We start from the raw sequence: 15831 nt of genomic DNA, 5'->3' as shown, positions 1-15831 counted from the left end.
GAGGGATCCGTTGTGCCCGGATCAGGTGAGGTGGAGGGTGACGGATGCGTGGTCGCCGGTGTAGCCGGCCACCGCGCGGGAGACGCAGAGGCACAGGTTGGTGCAGCGCTGCTTCTGCGCGTCGCTGAGGAAGACGTCGCGGTGGTCGATGGTGCCCTCGACCTCGACGACCTTGGCCAGGCAGAGTCCGCACTCGCCCTTGCGGCAGTCCGAGAGGGTCTCGACCCCGGCAGCGTTGAGGGCGTCCAGGATCGAGGTGTCGGCTGCGACGGCGACCTCGCGGTCGAGCTGGGGGAGACGGACCAGGAACTCCTCGGCGTCGAAACGGCCGCTGGAGCCGAAGGTTTCGAACCGCAGGTTGGTCTGCGGAAGCGCGTGCTCGGTCCAGCTGGACCTGATCGCGTCCATCAGGCCGATCGGGCCGCACATGTAGAGCTCGGTGGTGGCGGCGTTGGGTGCCGCGGCGATCTCGCCGACCAGGCCGGGCACCGACAGCGGCGTTGCTTCGTCGTCGACATGCACCCGGAGCCGATCGCCGTGCTCGGCGCTGAGCTCGTCGAGGTAGGCCATGACCCGACGGCTGCGGCCGACGAGCACGAGCTCGTAGTCGGCGCCGCGGCGGCGCAGCGCCGAGGCCATCGCGACCAGCGCGGTGATGCCGATACCGCCGGCGACCAGGACGTAACGACCGGCGCCGACCGCGAGCGGGAAGCTCTGCACCGGTCCGGTGGTGGTGAGCTCGTCGCCGACGGCCAGTGCGTGCACGGCCTGCGAACCACCTCGGGAGGTGGGGGAGAGCTGCACGCTGAGGGTGAGCCGGCGGCCCCCGTCCTCGGAGCGCACGACGGAGTAGGAGCGGATCAGCTGCCGGTCCTGGGCGGGCAGGGCGACGTCGACGTGCGTGCCGGGTGCGGCGTGTTCGGGATGTTCGACCTCCAGCACGATCCGGCGGACGCCGTCGGCCACGAGCTCGGCGTCGACGACCTGCGCCCGCTGCCAGCGGGACTGCGACTGGGCGGCCATCAGGCGCCCCTGCCTGCGGCGGGAGCCGCCGACGGCCGCCCTTCGGCGGCCAGCATCCGCTCCAGGATCTGGCGGACCCACATCCCGCCCGCGTCGATGTTGAGGCTGTAGAACTCGTGCTGCGGGTTGGCGTCGATGGCGCGTTGCTGGGCGCGCAGCATGTCCTCGTCCTCGCCGAAGACGCCGTGCACGCCTTGGCGCAGCTGGGTGGTGATGGTCTGGCTGTCCAGGCAGTAGTTGCGCATGAACGCCCAGAAGTAGTGGCAGGTGCGGTCGGTTTCGGGGGTGATGGTGTTCATGACGTAGCCGTTGACGCCCTGGCTGCGGTCTCCCTCAGGCGCGCCGGTGCCGGCCTTGGCGACACCGACGTCGATGCAGATCGTGGCCGGGGCCTGGAACGTGATGATCTGCCAGCGGTCGACCTTGCCCTCGAACCCGGGGAACTTGTCGCGCATGTTCTTCAACCAGAACGGCGGCGCGTCGATGTCGCGCATCCAGCGGGTGACGGTGACCGTGTCGCCTTCGTGGGTCACGTCGAACTCGGACTCGGAGAGCTCCTCCTGGCCGATGCTCGAGGAGTGCACGAACTCCTCGTGGGTGAGGTCCATGAGGTTGTCGAGGACGAGCTGGTAGTTGCATTCGGCGTGGATGGTCTCGCCGTCACCGGCCCAGGACGGGTCGTCCATCTGGTGCATGTCGGGCACGGTGGCCGGGTCGGCGAGGTCGGGGTCGCCGACCCACACCCAGACGTAGCGGTAGCGCTCGACGACGGGGTAGGAGGGCACGACCGCGCTTGGGTTGATCGTCTCCTGCGCGGGCATGGCGGTGCAGCGGCCGGTCGAGTTGTAGCGCAGGCCGTGGTAGGGGCACTGCAGCTCGTTGCCGAGGATCGTGCCCTGCGACAGCGGTGCGAGCCGGTGCCAGCAGGCGTCGGCCAGTGCGACGGCGCGCCCCTCGGCGTTGCGCCACAGCGCGAGCGGAACCCCGGCGACGGTGCGCGCCAGCGGCTGCTTGCCGGTGACCTCGTGGTCCCAGGCCGCCACGTACCAGGCGTTGCGGGGGTGGTTGAAGATCTTCGCCGTGGCCGTGGTCGGAGCTGCGGCGTCCACCGGGGCGGGGGTTGTCAGCGTCATTGGCCAACTCCCTATGGAGAGAGGTATCTGTTGCGTGAGCCACAAGCTATCTATGGATATAGTGAGTTGGCAAGGGTGGATAGCGTGGCCGCTCCGGGAGGGAGGTCATCTTGTCGCTGCGATATGCGCTGATCGCGCTGCTGACCGGTCGCCCGATGACCGGGTACGACATCTCGAAGAGCTTCAGCCGCTCGGTCGCGCACGTCTGGCACGCCCCGGACTCGCAGATCTACCCCGCGCTCAACCGGATGGAGCGCGACGGGCTGCTGACCTCGGTCGAGGTTCCCTGGGGCAAGAAGGCGACCAAGAAGGAGTACCACGTCACCGACGCGGGCCTGGCCGAGTTCCGGGAGTGGATGGAATCGCCGCAGGTGCCGCAGTGGCAGCGCGACCCCGCTTACCTGAAGGCCGCGTACTTCGACTTCGCCGACCCCGAAGCGGTGCGCGAGCAGCTGCGGCAGCAGCAGGCGTACTGGGAGGAGCACCTGGCGATGCTCGAGGACACCCGGGCGACCCTGGCCGACCGCACCCACCCCACTCTGGCGGCGCGGATCGCCAAGCTGGGCGAGCGCGAGGCCGAGCTGACCGTCCGCTACAAGATCTACGCCTACGACGGCCTGATCGCGCGCGCCCGCACCGAACTGGCGTGGATCCAGGACGGCTTCGCCCTCCTCGACGAACTGCACGGCACCTGAAGATCGGTCGGGCGGCGCTCAGCGGTGTTCCGGGGTTGTCGTCAGGTGAACTCGGGCGCGTGGTCGATGGCCCACCTCGCGAAGGTGCCGGCCGGGTGGCCAGCGAGGCGCTCAACGTGATCGGTGACGAGAGGGGACTCCGGTCGCCGCACCGAGGCGGCGATCAGCGCCTCCACGAGTGGTTCGGGACGACCGTCGGCGAGCATCCGTGATCGCGCGAGATCAGCGGGAAGCGATTGGAATCGCAGTTCGCGCCGAAGTGCGGCACCGAGCTGAACGACCTGACCAGCGCGGCCAAGATCGACCCGCGCATCAAGTCCGTCGCGACGGTCAGCATGTACGACATGGGCGGCGCCAATCGCAACGGACTGGGGCACTCGGTGACCCCGGAGCAGCGGCAGGACACCCTCCGGCAGGCCGCGGAGCAGCGCGACGTGGAGTTCCGGGGAGGACCGACCGAGTACACCTCGGGCACTCCCGAGCAGCTGAACGACCAGTCGACGCCGGTCGAGCGCGAGTTCTTCGACTTCTACCGGACCTCCCGGGGCTTCAGCCCGGACACCACGACGCATCCGACGCTGACCAGCAACAGCAAGTTCATGAACTTCTACCCGTTGGAGGACATCGAGACGATCTCGCCCCGGCCGATGTTGTTCGTCGCCGGCGAGAACGCGCACTCGCGGGAGTTCAGCGAGGAGGCCTTCCAGCGTGCCGGCAGCGCCAAGGAGCTGGTGATCGTGCCCGGCGCGGGACACGTCGACCTCTACGACCGGGTCAACCTCATCCCCTTCGACAAGCTGACCTCGTTCTTCAGCACGACCCTGCGGTGACGCGACCGCTGCCGCACCCGGGCCCGCCGGGTGCGGCACCAGAGGGTCGGTTGACCTGCGGAAATCGCTGCCCTCGTCGCCGGTGAGCGTGCACCCGAGAGCCGTTGCGGGAGGACTCACCGGGTCGATTGCGGGACTTCTGCCAGGTCGAGGACGAGGTCGCGAACTGCGGAGGCGCTCATCCGGTCTCGTCTTGAGGCGGGGTCGCTGCACAGCAGGACGGGGCCGTCTAGCGGGTCGTCGGGGAGGCGGCCGTGGGTGCCCTTGACCCAGTGCCCGCTGGTCGGCACGACGTTCATGGCGTAGCGCAGTCCGAGCTTCTTGCGGACCAAGCCGAGCGCGGCGCGCAGCTTCACCGTGCGGTCGGCGGGGTCGAGGAACAGCTCGGCCGGGTCGTAGCCGGGCTTGCGGTGGATGTCGACGCCGCGTGCGAAGTCCGGGGCCCGTGCGTCGTCGAGCCAGTAGTAGTAGGTGAACCAGGCGCGCGGTTCGGCGACCAGCACCAGCTCGCCGGCGCGGTGGTGGTCGATGCCGAAGTCGCGTTGCCCTGCCCGGTCCAGCGCCAGGTCGACCCCGGGCAGGGCCTGGCAGAGCTCGCGCACCGGTGCCAGATCGGCGGCGTTGCGGACGTAGACGTGCGCGACCTGGTGGTCGGCGACCGCGAAGGCGCGCGAGGTCCACGGGTCCAGGTATTCCATGCCGTGCTGGGTGTAGACCTCCAGCAGGCCCGCTTCGCGCAGCGCGCGGTTGACGTCGACGGGTCGTGCGGCGGTGGTGATGCCGTATTCGCTGACCACCACGACCGTCGCGCCCTGCTCCTGCGCGTCGTCGAGCAGCGGTGCCACGGCGCGGTCGACGTCGCGCACGGCCGCGAGCGCCTGGGGACTGTCCGGTCCGTGTCGTTGCAGGTCGTAGTCGAGGTGCGGGACGTAGGCGAGGGTCAGGTCGGCTTCGGGCAGCAACCGCCGGGTCGCCGCGACGATCCACTCGGTGGAGAGCAACGACGCGGTCGGGCCCCAGTAGTGGAACAGCGGGAACGGGCCCAGCGCCTGGGTCAGGTCGTCGTGCAGTTGCGGTGGCCAGGTGTAGCAGTCCGGGGACTTGCGCCCGTCGGCGTGGTAGACGGGCCTCGGGGTGATCGTCCAGTCGGTGCTCATGCCCATCGCGTACCACCAGCAGACGTTGGCCGCGCGATAACCGAGGCGGGTGCGTCGGGCCGTCTCCCACACCTTCTCGCCGGTGACGAGCCCGTTGTGCTGGCGCCACAGGTAGATCTCACCGAGAGCCCGGAAGTACCAGCCGTTGCCGACGGCGCCGTGGTCGCGCGGCGGCAGTCCGGTGAGCATGGTGGATTGCACCGAGCACGTGACAGCGGGCAGCACAGTCTCCAGCGGTGCGTGCCATCCCTGTTCGGCGAGTTGGCGCAGCCGAGGTGCGTGGCGGAGCAGGCGCGGTGTCAGCCCCACCACGTCGAGCAGCAGGATCTTGGTCATGAGGGCTCCAATCCGGCGCGTCGCATCGCCTGGGCGACCCAGCGCAGTTCGCCTGCCAGGCCCGCGGTCAGTTCGGCGTCGTCTCGCGGCCGCTGGTGCTGCGGCAGCACCGACCAGGTGTAGGTCTCCATCTCGACGTGGTCGGTGAGCGCGGTGGGCCCGGCGAGCAGGGCGCGCAGAGTGGCGTCGAGGTCGTCTTGGGTGGAGGCCAGCGGGGGTTCCGGCTGCTGGTGGATCGGCACGTGGAAGTGGACCCGCCACGGCCCGTCGCCGCGCAAGGAGCGCTCGCCGTGCAGCGCCTCCGGCAGGTCGTCGAGCGCGGTGATCCCGGCGGGCCCCCGCTGCCGGATCTGGTGCAGGAAGCGGTCTTCGGCGTAGCAGGCCAGCGCGTGCCGGGAGGTTTCCTCGGCGGGGGAGCAGGCGTGCAATGCCGTCGAGGCTTGCGTTTTCACGATCGGGATCCCGGCTTCGGTGAGGCGCCGCACCGAGTCGGCGGGGTCTTCGAATCCCACGGCGAGGTGGCAGGCGTCCAGGCACAGTCCCACGTGGTCGGGGTTGACGTCGCTGAGCAGGTCGATGGCCTCGCCGGTGGTTTCGACGACGCACCCCGGTTCGGGTTCGAGCCCGACGCGGAGGTGCTTGCCGGTGTCCTCGGTCAGTGCGGCGAGCCCGTCGTTGAGCTGCCGCAGCGAGTCGGTGGCGCGTCGTCGCTGGTGGGCAGACCAGGGTTCGCGCCAGGCGAGGGGCAGCGTGGAGATGCTGCCGCGTGCGACGTCGCCGGGCAGCAGTCGTGCCAGCACTCGTGCGCAGTTCAGCGTGTAGTCCAGGCGGCGCTGATCGGTCCAATCCGGTTGGTAGACGGCGTGCTTGACCGAGTCCGCGTGGAAGCTCTGGTAGGGGAACGCGTTGAGCGTGACGACCTCGAGACCGCAGGTCGCCAGCGCGTCCCGCAACCGGTCGAGGTCGGGGTGGTCGACCAGGTGCGCGGCCAGCGGGGCAGGCAGCCACAGCCCGACGCCGAGCCGGTCGACACCGAGTTCGGCGCGGACGCCGCCGCCGAAGACGCGCAGCTGGCGCAGCAGTCCGTCCAGGTCTTCGGCGGGGTGGACGTTGGTGCAGTAGGCGAGGTGGATCCTCGTGCCGTCGCGGTGGGTGAAGCGCATGTGCAGGTCCCCCTTGTGGCGCGGTCACCGCGGGCGTTGACCGCGCAGCACCGAATTTCCTTCGAAGGCCGCCGTCGGGTCCGCCTCGACCGGGTCGAGCAGCAGCCGCCCGCTCTGGCCGTAGAACTCGACCGGGTTGCGCCACAGGACGCGGTCGACGTCGTCCTCGCTGAAGCCGGCCTCGAACATCGCTCGGCCGGTCTTGGCGGTCTTGAGCGGGTCGCTGTGCCCCCAGTCGGCCGCGGAGTTGACGATCATCCGGTCCAGCCCGTGCTCTGCGAAGATCCGCACCATGCGGTGTTCGTCCATCTTGGTGTCGGGGTAGATGGAAAAGCCCAGCCAGCAGCCGGTGTCGGCCACGAGGTCGACGGTGACCTCGTTGAGGTGGTCGATGAGCACCCGCTCGGGGGGCAGGCCGGAGGCGGTGACCAGATCCAGGCTTCGCCGAGTTCCCTCCGCCTTGTCGCGATGCGGGGTGTGCACCAGCACCGGCAGCTCGTGCTCGGCTGCCAGTTCGAGCTGGCGGGCGAAGACCTTCTCCTCCTCCGAGGTCATCGAGTCGAACCCGACTTCGCCGACGGCGACCACGCCGTCCTTGGCGAGGTAGCGGGGGAGCGCGTCGAGCACCTCGCGGCAGCGCGGATCGTTGGCTTCCTTGGGGTTGAGCGCGATCGTGCAGTGGTGGCGGATGCCGAACTGCGCCGCGCGGAAGCGCTCCCAGCCGACGAGGGAGTCGAAGTAGTCGCAGAAGGTCGCGGCGCTGGTGCGGGGCTGCCCGCCCCAGAACGCCGGTTCGGTGACGGCGCGCACGCCGGCGGCGTGCATGGCTTCGTAGTCGTCGGTGGTGCGCGAGCTCATGTGGATGTGCGGATCGAAGATGCGCATCAGTCCTCCTGGTCCTGTTCTCCTGCTGTTGGGTCCGGGGTGCACAGCTGCAGCACGCGGTGCGCGTCCTGCGGGACGGGTCGCCCGGCCGCGCGTCGCTCGGCGACGTAGGTGCGCACCATGCGCGCCAGCTCGGCGTCGCCCCGCTCGGCGATGCCGGCGATCGCGTCGAGCGGCACCCCGGTGAACAAGCACTTGAGCACGCCGTGGCGCCAGGCGTGGTCGTCGAGGTGCCGGGCCGCGTAGGTTCCCAGGGCTGCGGCGATCAGCCGGAGGTCGTTGCTGCGCAACGCGTCGTGGACCAGCGGTAGGAGCGCGTCGCCGAGATCGAGGTGATCGAGCGCGCGCAGCACCGCGCGCTTCTCCTCGGCGTCGCCGTGCCGGTAGAGCGCGGTGAGGTCGGCGGTGAGCTCGGAGGTGTCCCACCGGCGCGCTGCGGCCCGCAGCAGGGCGATGCGGACCTCGTCCTCGACGCGGGGCGTGATCAGCCCGTCGGGGTCGGCCGGGTCGACGGGGCCTCGGGCGATCGCCCTGGCCGCGGCGGGGAAGAGCACCGCGATCCGGGTCGGGTTTGCCGCCACCTCGTCGATCAGCTCGGCCCAGCGCGTTCGGGCGGCCGGTTCGAGCACGTCGGTCACGTTCTGGGTTGATCTCATCCGGCGACCTCCGTCGCGCGGGCCTGTTCGGCGGTGGTCGCCGCGGTGCGCAGCGCCTGCAGCGAGCGCGCGGCGACCGCGGGCGCGGCGTGGGAGTGGCGCGGCAGCTCGACGCTGACCAGTCCCTGGTGGTCGACGTCGAGGAGCGCGCCGAGGGTGGCCGCGAGGTCGACCTCGCCGTCGCCGAACTCGAGGTGCTCGTGGACGCCGGGGCGCATGTCGTCGGCCTGGACGTTGCCGAGGAGGTGGCCCACCTGGCGCACGCAGTCCTGAGGCGGTGCCGGTTCGTTGCACACGCAGTGTCCGATGTCGACGGTCACCGCGAGGCGTGACGGGTCGCCGAGCCTGCGGCGCAGTTCGGTGACCCCGGCGAGGGTGTCGACGAACATGCCGGGTTCGGGTTCGAACGCGCACCGCACGTCGCGTCGTTCCGCCTCGTCCAGGAGCTCGGCGACACCGCTGGTGAGCCGGTCCCACCCCTGCTGCGGTGACGTGCCCTCCGGCAGCGTGCCGGACCAGAACGACACCGCCTCCGCGCCGAGCTCCTCGGCGACTCGGACCGCGCGCCGGAGGTAGTCGACGCGCCTGGCCCGGTCGGTGTCGGAGACCAACGTCGGTTCGTGCTTGTGCCAGGGGTTCATGACGTAGCGGGCGCCGGTTTCGACCACCACGGCCAGCCCCCGCGACTCGAGGCGTCGGCGGACGGCGTCGGTGCGCGCGGCGAGATCGGGTGCGAACGGGTCCAGGTGAGGTTGGTCGAGGGTGAGCGCGACCCCGTCGTAACCGAGATCGGCCAGCACCGCCACGGCGTCGTCGAAGCGGTGCCCGGCGAATCCGTTGGTGCCGTAGCCGAAGCGGAGGCTCATGTCGGCGACACCACCTTCGACGCCACGCGAGCCAGCGGCCCCGCGCTGAGCAGCGCTGCGGCGACGCCGAACGCGCCGGTGCTGGCCACGAGCGCGGCTTGCAGTCCGATGACGCCACGCACTCCCACGCCCGTGGCGGTGCGGACGGTACCCGCGTCCGGGTGCTGCGCGGCGCGGGCCTGCGCCCCGCCGACGGTCGCGGCGTACCCGGCCGCGCAGGCGATGCCGGCGGCGCTCGCGCGGCGGGAGGAGCGGGGCAGCAGCGCGGCCGAGGTCGCGGCAGCGGCGGTGGTGGCCAGCGCCGCCCAGCCCGCTCGTGGCGAACCGCCGTGGACCTCTCCCCGGCTCAGCCAGGTCACTCCCAGGGTGTGCGCGGCGACCGCGCAGGCCGGGAGGACCGCCTGGCGTCGCCCTCCTGCTCCGAGCAGGACGTCGAACCCCCGGGCCAGCGCCATGACCGCGGGCCCGGCGTTGGTCTGCTTGGCCGCGAGGTCGTAGGTCCAGGCCGCTGCGGCCACCGGCACGGCGACCCGAAGCGCGCTGCGGCCACCGGCGGCACCGGCGATGCCCAAGCCCGCTGCGGTCAGCCCGGTGGCCAGGGCCAGCGCCGTGCGAGGGCGGACGCGGCCGGAGGGGATGGGTCGTTCGGGGCGTTCCCGCGCGTCCAGTTCCCGGTCGGCGTAGTCGTTGAGCGCCATGCCTGCCAGGTAGAAGCAGCTGGAGGCCGCCGGCATGGCCCAGCTGCGCCTGCCGTTCGGCCATCCGGCGGCCGCGGCACCGGCGAGGCTGTCGCCGGGTGCGGTGAGCACGGCGGGCAAGCGCACCAGCTCGGCGAGGTCCCGCCCCGTCCGCCGCGCTCCCGGGGGGGGCGGCGCGCGCCCCAGCCCCCCCCCCCACGCCATTGCCCGGCCAGGTCGTGCGGGGCGTCACCGGCGGGGTCTTTGAAGAAGAATCCGAGCGCCTCGACCGCGCCGACGGCACCTGCTCGATGAGCGCGCGCCACGAGCCTGGCGAGGTCGAGCACCAGCGGGGCGGCGAGCGCCGAGTCGCACCCCTGCCAGGTGAACTGCATCGACATCTTGGTGCCCAGGAATCCTTCGAAGGATACGTGGTCCCAGGCCGTCTTCCAGTCGCCGAGGTCGGGGAGGTAGTCGATGTGCATCGGCCCGTCGACCGGATGCCCGAGGATGGATCCCAAACCCTTGTTCTTGGAACGGGTCTTGCTCTCCGCGGTGACCGGGTCGGCGAGGGACTGGCCGTCGCCACCGCCGAGCAGGTTGTACGAGGCCCAGGAGCGCACCCGCAGCGCGCGGGTGGCGAACATCGGCGCCAGCGCCGACTTGATCAGCGTCTCGCCCGTCTTGCCGTCCGATCCGGCCCACGGCAGCTGCGTGCGCCGCGCGAGCTGGTCGATCGCGGGCAGCCGGGGCCCCGGGCTGGGGGTGAACGCGACGAACGGGCATCCGGCGCGCAGTGCCGCGTAGGCGTAGACACCGCTGGCGGGCAGCGGTGACTCGCCCGCGGCCAGGGCTCGATCCAGTTCGTCCAGGTCCTGGTGCTGTGCTGTGAGTTCCAGCGGTGGTTCCGTGGTGGACACGTCGATCACGACGACCCGGTCGAGACCGTGGGCGGCGCGGAATCCGGCCAGATCACGGCTGACCTGCTCGATCGCGTCGCGCTGGGATCCTGCGTGGGAGGTGATGCCCGGGCGGATCCGGCCGTCGACCTCCACCAGTCCGCTGTGCACAGCCCGGGCCAGGTCGTGACCGAACACCCCGCCGGCGGCGAGCGCCTCGGCACGCTTGGGCAGTGCGTCGCCGACGACGTCGTGCCCGCCGATGAGGAGATCGTCCACGCCCGGCGGCGCCGCCACCGCCACCTCGGGGAGGTCGGCGACGCATCCCGTGCGCGAGGTCAGCCCCGCTGTCTGGGCGAGTGCGCCCACGGTGGCGGTGGTGGCCACCGAGCCGCGAGCGCCGATGAACCACAGTCCGGTCCTAGGTGCCATCTTTCCCGGGCCTCCCTCGGGGGTGCGGGCCTCGGGTGCGGCCGCCGGACCGGCGACCGCACCCGGATCTTGGTGGTGGTCAGCTGGTCGGCTGCAGCACGACCTCGGCCTCACCGGTCAGCGGCGGCAGTCCGTCGACGCCCGGGTCGGTGTAGGTCGCCTGGAACACGCCGCGCAGGTTGTCGGTGGCGGGGTCGTGGCCTTCCGGCACCGTGGTCTGGATCGACCCGGAACAACCGGAGGCGGTCGTCTGCGGGTGGCCGTGATCGTCGTGCCCGAGGATGTAGGTCACCTCGACCTTCGAGCAGTCGACGGACTGCTCATCGGTCACCGCCACCTCGTAGTTGATGACGTCGCCGAAGGCGAACTGCTGCCCGTCGACCGGCGTGACGAACTGGACCGTCGGTGCGACGTTACCGACCACGACGTTGACCTCGGCCAGGCCCGTCTTGCCGGTGTTCGGCCCGCCGGTGTCGGTCACCCGCAGCATCGCGGTGTAGACGCCGTTGTCGGTGTAGGTGTGGGTCGGGTTCGGTTCCCGGGAGTCGACCGTGCCGTTGGAGTCGAAGTCCCACTCGTAGAGCAGCCGGTCGCCGTCGGCGTCACCGGTGCCCTCGCTGGAGAACGACACCGTCAGTGGCGCTTGCCCGTTGGTGGCGCTGCCCGAGGCCTTCGCTTCGGGGCTGTGGTTGCCGCCGGGACCGATGTAGTCGATCCGCGACAGCGCCGCCTCCGGGTTCTCGCCGAAGTAGCCCTTGCCGTAGTCGAGCACGTACAGCGCCCCGTCGGGACCGAATTCCATGTCGATCGGACCGGACAGCGGGATCGAGGGCAGCACGTCCTCGATGCCGGTGAGCGCACCGGTGCCGTCCAGGCGGAAGCCCTTCATGTAGTCGCGGGTCCACTCGTAGAACAGCGGCATGCCGTCGTAGTGCTGCGGCCAGGCGACCGGCGCGCGGCCTTGAGCTTCGTCGTAGTGGTAGACGGGTCCGGCCATCGGGCCGATGCCACCGGCTCCCAGCTGCGGGAACTGCTCGGACTGGCCGTAGCCGTACCACACCTGGGGTTGTTCGACCGGGGGCAGTTGGGTGAGGCCGGTGTTGTTCGGCGACTCGTTGACCGGGGCCGCGCAGTGGAACGGCTCGCCGGAGGTGCCGGTGGCGAAGTCGTAGTCGACGTAGGGGAGTTCGGCTGTCGCGCAGTAGGGCCAGCCGTAGTTGCCGGCGTCGCGGGCGACGAACCACTTGCCGGTGCCGGCCGGGCCGCGGTGGTGGTCGGCGTTTTCGGCGTCGGGCGAGTAGTCGGCCACGTAGAGCTCGTTGGTCTCGCGGTTGACCTCGATGCGGAACGGGTTGCGCAGACCCATCAGGTAGATCTCCGGGCGCGTGCTCGGGGTGCCCGGCGCGAAGAGGTTGCCCTCCGGGATGGTGTAGGAGCCGTCGTCCTCGACCTTGATCCGCAGCACCTTGCCCCGCAGGTCGTTGGTGTTGGCCGAGGAGCGCTGCGCGTCGAAGGCGGGGTTGCGCGCCTCGCGCTCGTCGATCGGGGCGTAGCCGGCGGAGGCGAACGGGTTGGTGTCGTCGCCGGTGGACAGGTAGAGGTTGCCGCCGCCGTCGAAGACGATGTCGCCGCCGACGTGGCAGCACAGGCCCCGGTCGACACCGACGTCGAGGATCTTCTGCTCGGTGGACAGGTCGAGCTGGTCGCCGTTGAGCTGGAAGCGGGACAGCTGCAGCGCGCCCTTGAAGGGCTGGAACTGCTCGGGGGTGCCCGACTCCGGTGCGTCGCCTTCGTTGACGTCCGGTGTGGAGGGATCGTCGGTCGGTGTGTCCAGCGGGGGCGAGTAGTACAGGTAGACCCACCGGTTCGTGGTGCCGTTGAAGCCGGGGTCGACCGCGACGCTCTGCAGCCCTTCCTCGTCGTGCTGGTAGACGTCGACCGTGGCCGCGACGGTGTTGCGGCCGGTGTCCGGGTGGTGCATCCGGACCTCGCCCTGTCGGGTGGTGTGCAGGACCCTGCCGTCGGGCAGGACCGCGAGGTCGATCGGTTCGCCGGGGTGGTCGTTGAGGACCACCTTCTGGAACTCCTCGTCCGGCGGTGGGGCTTCGGCGGCCACCGCGGGTGCGCTCATCAAGGCGGTGGTCACGGCGGCCACCGCCGCCAGTAACGGGACACGTCGCATGGCAACCTCTCATCGGTTGGCTGATCGTGCGGGTCGGAACGCGGGCGTGCTGGTCCCACCGCCGAATCGAATTCGTCGGCGGGATGGCTGTTTTCCGAAAGAACGGGGGAGTGTTAGATGGTCAGCTCGCGCAGGTACCGGTAGCCGATGTCGGCGGTCTGCTGCGGGGTGACGTCGGGGGTGTCGTTCTCCACGACGTACTCCAGCACCGCGTGCGCCCGGAAGATCCGGGCGAAGTCGATGTGCCCGGTGCCCAGGTCGGCCATGTCGCCGTCTTCGGGATGGCGGTCCTTGACGTGGTACTGCAGCACCGCCTGCGGCGCGGACCGGATGACGTCGATGGCGAAGCCCTCCGGGTCGTTCGCGCCCTGGCCGCTTTCGATGCCCCCGCGCACGGCCCAGTAGAGGTCGACTTCGAGGTGCACCAGCGCCGGGTCCAGTTCGGAGGTCAGCACCTGCCACGGCGTCACGCCGCCCAGGTCGGTGGTGAACTCGTGGGCGTGGTTGTGGTAGCCGTAGCGCAGGCCCGCCGACCTGGCGGCCTCGGCCTCGTGGTTCATCTGCTCGGCCCACCGCTTCCAGTCGTCGCGGTGGGGGGAGTCCAGGTAGGGCACGACGAGGAACGACTGGCCGAGGGTGCGAGCGTTGTCGATCTTGGTCTGCAGCGCCCGCTCGCCGTCGGAGATCCCGTCGTGGCTCGAGGTCGCCGAGATGCCGATGCTGTCGTAGAAGGCTCGCAACTCGGCGGCCGTGCGGCCGAAGTAGCCGAGCGCCTGCTCGACCTTGGGGTAGCCGATGTCGGCGAGGCTGCGCAGGGTTTCGTCGAAACCGGGCTCACCGACGAGCGCTGCGCGCATGGTCCACAGCTGGATGCTGATCTGCCCAGGCGGCACCAGGGGCGCGCCCGCCGGTCGTGGTGCCGCGTGGGCGGTTGGTGCCGCAGTTGCCGCGAGCAGGCCGGCGCCGAGCGCGCCGGCGGTGCGCAGCGCGCTGCGCCGGGAGAGTCGCGCGGCACCCAGGGACTGGGTCAGCGCCGCTTCACCGTTGAAACCGAAACACATCGTCTTGCACTCCTTCGTCCTACGTCTGCGGAGAACTGAAGGCCGCGTCGAATGCCGCGTCCGGTGGGTCGAAGAGCTGATCGCGCACGAAGCTGAGCGCTTCCGGGGCGCCGCGCAGGCGGTCCATGCCCGCGTCCTCCCACTCGATGGAGATGGGGCCCTCGTAACCGATCGAGTTGAGCACCCGGAAGCACGCTTCCCAGGGCACGTCGCCGCGCCCGGTGGACACGAAGTCCCACCCGCGTCGGGGGTCGGCCCAGGGCAGGTGCGATCCCAGCCTGCCGTTGCGGCCGTTGCCGAGGTTGAGCTTGGTGTCCTTGCAGTCGACGTGGAAGATCCGGTCGGCGAAGTCGACGAGGAAGCCCACCGGGTCGATGTCCTGCCAGACCATGTGGCTGGGGTCCCAGTTCAGCCCGAAACCCTCCCGGTGGCCGATGGCTTCGAGGGTGCGCACCGTGGACCAGTAGTCGTAGGCGATCTCCGAGGGGTGCACCTCGAGGGCGAAGCGCACGCCTTCGGCGTCGAAGACGTCCATGATCGGGTTCCACCGGTCGGCGAAGTCCTGGTAGCCGGCCTCGACCAGCTCGGCGGGCACCGGCGGGAACATCGCGACGTACTTCCAGATCGCCGAGCCGGTGAAGCCGACGACCGTGTTCACCCCGAGCTTGGCGGCGACCCGCGCGGTGTGCTTCATCTCCTCGGCGGCGCGCTGCCGCACGCCTTCCGGATCGCCGTCACCCCACACCCGGTCGGACAGGATCGCGCGGTGGCGCGCGTCGATCGGGTCGTCGCAGACCGCCTGCCCTTTGAGGTGGTTGGAGATCGCCCACACGCCGAGTCCGTACCGCTCGAGGACGTCGACGCGGGACTGGAGGTAGGCCTTGTCCTCCACGGCGCGCCACACGTCGAGGTGATCACCCCAGCAGGCGATCTCCAGGCCGTCGTAGCCCCACTCCGAGGCGAGTCGGGCGACCTCCTCGAACGGCAGGTCCGCCCATTGCCCGGTGAAGAGCGTGACCGAACGTCCCATCCTTGCTCACTCCTCGTCGTCGGGGGATCTTCAGCACGACGCGCGCCCGAGGGCGACGCGGATGCCGCCGAGCACGTGGCGCACGAAATCGGGTTCGGAGTACGACTCGTCGGTGTGACCACCGCCGGTGTAGAAGGCGCGACCGGCGTCGACCTCGTGGCACCAGGCGATGGGGTGGTCGCCGCCCATCGCGGTGTCGCCTGGGTCGTAGGAGCGCTCGTCCAGCGCGGCCAGGACGTGCACGTCGGGACGGGGGCTGGCGCGGTAGTTGTACCACTCGTCGGTGCGCTCCCAGCGGTTCGGCAGGTGCGCGGTGGAGTCGTTGCGGTGGTCCTCGACGCGGACCGCGGCGGGCTGGATGTGCGGGTGGCCGGCGAAGTAGGCGCCGACGAGTTCGCCGTAGAACGGCCAGTCGTACTCGGTGTCGGCGGCGGCGTGGACCCCGACGAAGCCGCCGCCGGTGCGGATGTAGCGTTCGAAGGCGTCCTGCTGGGGCTGGTCGAGCACGTCGCCGGTGGTGGACAGCCACACGACCGCGTCGTAGCGGGCCAGCTCCTGGTCGGTGAACCGCGCGGAGTCCTCGGTGGACTCGACGCGGAACCCGTTCTGCCGCCCCAGTTCCTGGATCGAGGCGATCCCGGGATCGATGGAGGCGTGCCGGTAGCCCGCGGTCTTGGAGAAGACCAGCACGGTGGGCTCGTCGACCGGTTCCGGGGCCGCCGCCCAGGCGGGCGCGGTCATCGTGCCGGCCAGCAGCATCCCCAGAACGGCGAGTTTCGTGGTTCGCATGTGGAGCTCCTTCCAGA

At 70.7% G+C, this 15831-nt stretch carries 15 protein-coding genes and 1 pseudogene; 2 read left to right on the top strand and 14 right to left on the bottom strand.

Annotation, left to right across the window (positions count from 1 at the left end; translation table 11 throughout):
* Positions 1–21 precede the first annotated feature (21 nt).
* Together R4I43_RS03090 and R4I43_RS03085 are read right to left on the bottom strand one after the other, a co-directional pair.
* Entirely contained in the window at positions 22–1023 is a 1002-nt protein-coding gene (locus R4I43_RS03090; protein WP_324263956.1) for a PDR/VanB family oxidoreductase, read from the bottom strand.
* Positions 1023–2156 carry an aromatic ring-hydroxylating dioxygenase subunit alpha gene (locus R4I43_RS03085; protein WP_324263955.1) on the bottom strand — a complete coding sequence of 378 codons (1134 nt, stop codon included), beginning with the start codon at positions 2154–2156 and terminating at the stop codon, positions 1023–1025. The genes R4I43_RS03090 and R4I43_RS03085 overlap by 1 nt, the downstream gene beginning before the upstream one ends.
* 110 nt (positions 2157–2266) lie before the next feature.
* Here R4I43_RS03085 and R4I43_RS03080 point away from each other — a divergent pair, with 110 nt between their 5' ends.
* Complete coding sequence (locus R4I43_RS03080) at positions 2267–2851, top strand: PadR family transcriptional regulator (RefSeq protein WP_324263954.1); 585 nt, start codon at positions 2267–2269, stop codon at positions 2849–2851.
* Between the two features lie 41 nt (positions 2852–2892).
* Here the strand turns inward: R4I43_RS03080 and R4I43_RS03075 are convergent, their stop codons facing one another.
* A complete protein-coding gene (locus R4I43_RS03075; RefSeq protein ID WP_324263953.1) occupies positions 2893–3057 on the bottom strand; it encodes a hypothetical protein in 165 nt (54 codons plus the stop codon).
* A 30-nt stretch (positions 3058–3087) separates the two neighbouring features.
* Here R4I43_RS03075 and R4I43_RS03070 point away from each other — a divergent pair, with 30 nt between their 5' ends.
* Entirely contained in the window at positions 3088–3681 is a 594-nt protein-coding gene (locus tag R4I43_RS03070) for an alpha/beta hydrolase (protein ID WP_324263952.1), read from the top strand.
* 116 nt (positions 3682–3797) lie between these two features.
* Here the strand turns inward: R4I43_RS03070 and R4I43_RS03065 are convergent, their stop codons facing one another.
* The 11 genes and pseudogenes from R4I43_RS03065 to R4I43_RS03015 form a co-directional block, all read right to left on the bottom strand.
* Positions 3798–5174 carry a nucleotide pyrophosphatase/phosphodiesterase family protein gene (locus R4I43_RS03065; protein WP_324263951.1) on the bottom strand — a complete coding sequence of 459 codons (1377 nt, stop codon included), beginning with the start codon at positions 5172–5174 and terminating at the stop codon, positions 3798–3800.
* A complete protein-coding gene (gene eboE / locus R4I43_RS03060) occupies positions 5171–6337 on the bottom strand; it encodes a metabolite traffic protein EboE (protein WP_324263950.1) in 1167 nt (388 codons plus the stop codon). The genes R4I43_RS03065 and eboE overlap by 4 nt, the downstream gene beginning before the upstream one ends.
* 24 nt (positions 6338–6361) lie before the next feature.
* Positions 6362–7222: a TatD family hydrolase gene (locus R4I43_RS03055; RefSeq protein ID WP_324263949.1), complete on the bottom strand. Its 861-nt coding sequence runs from the start codon at positions 7220–7222 to the stop codon at positions 6362–6364.
* The gene (locus R4I43_RS03050) at positions 7222–7878 is read right to left on the bottom strand and encodes an EboA domain-containing protein (RefSeq protein WP_324263948.1); all 657 of its coding nucleotides are present in this window, start codon (positions 7876–7878) and stop codon (positions 7222–7224) included. Before R4I43_RS03050 ends, R4I43_RS03055 begins: the two co-directional genes overlap by 1 nt.
* Positions 7875–8744 carry a sugar phosphate isomerase/epimerase family protein gene (locus R4I43_RS03045; protein ID WP_324263947.1) on the bottom strand — a complete coding sequence of 290 codons (870 nt, stop codon included), beginning with the start codon at positions 8742–8744 and terminating at the stop codon, positions 7875–7877. Before R4I43_RS03045 ends, R4I43_RS03050 begins: the two co-directional genes overlap by 4 nt.
* The gene (locus tag R4I43_RS03040) at positions 8741–9628 is read right to left on the bottom strand and encodes an SCO3242 family prenyltransferase (protein WP_407691191.1); all 888 of its coding nucleotides are present in this window, start codon (positions 9626–9628) and stop codon (positions 8741–8743) included. Before R4I43_RS03040 ends, R4I43_RS03045 begins: the two co-directional genes overlap by 4 nt.
* Before the next feature lie 44 nt (positions 9629–9672).
* A pseudogene (locus R4I43_RS03035) lies at positions 9673–10752 on the bottom strand (inositol-3-phosphate synthase); the annotation flags it as partial.
* A 79-nt stretch (positions 10753–10831) separates the two neighbouring features.
* Positions 10832–12898, bottom strand: coding sequence for a PQQ-dependent sugar dehydrogenase (locus tag R4I43_RS03030; RefSeq protein WP_324263945.1), 2067 nt, complete (start codon positions 12896–12898; stop codon positions 10832–10834).
* Between the two features lie 149 nt (positions 12899–13047).
* Positions 13048–13995, bottom strand: coding sequence for a sugar phosphate isomerase/epimerase family protein (locus R4I43_RS03025; protein ID WP_324263944.1), 948 nt, complete (start codon positions 13993–13995; stop codon positions 13048–13050).
* A 19-nt stretch (positions 13996–14014) separates the two neighbouring features.
* Complete coding sequence (locus R4I43_RS03020; protein ID WP_324263943.1) at positions 14015–15025, bottom strand: sugar phosphate isomerase/epimerase family protein; 1011 nt, start codon at positions 15023–15025, stop codon at positions 14015–14017.
* A gap of 30 nt (positions 15026–15055) precedes the next feature.
* Positions 15056–15814 carry a ThuA domain-containing protein gene (locus R4I43_RS03015; protein WP_324263942.1) on the bottom strand — a complete coding sequence of 253 codons (759 nt, stop codon included), beginning with the start codon at positions 15812–15814 and terminating at the stop codon, positions 15056–15058.
* Positions 15815–15831 lie beyond the last annotated feature (17 nt).

Origin of the sequence: Saccharopolyspora mangrovi (assembly GCF_035320975.1) — a bacterium.
Lineage (GTDB): Bacteria > Actinomycetota > Actinomycetes > Mycobacteriales > Pseudonocardiaceae > Saccharopolyspora > Saccharopolyspora mangrovi.
The sequence above is the reverse complement of the archived record's forward strand: the minus strand, read 5'-3'. Positions and strand labels throughout refer to the sequence as shown.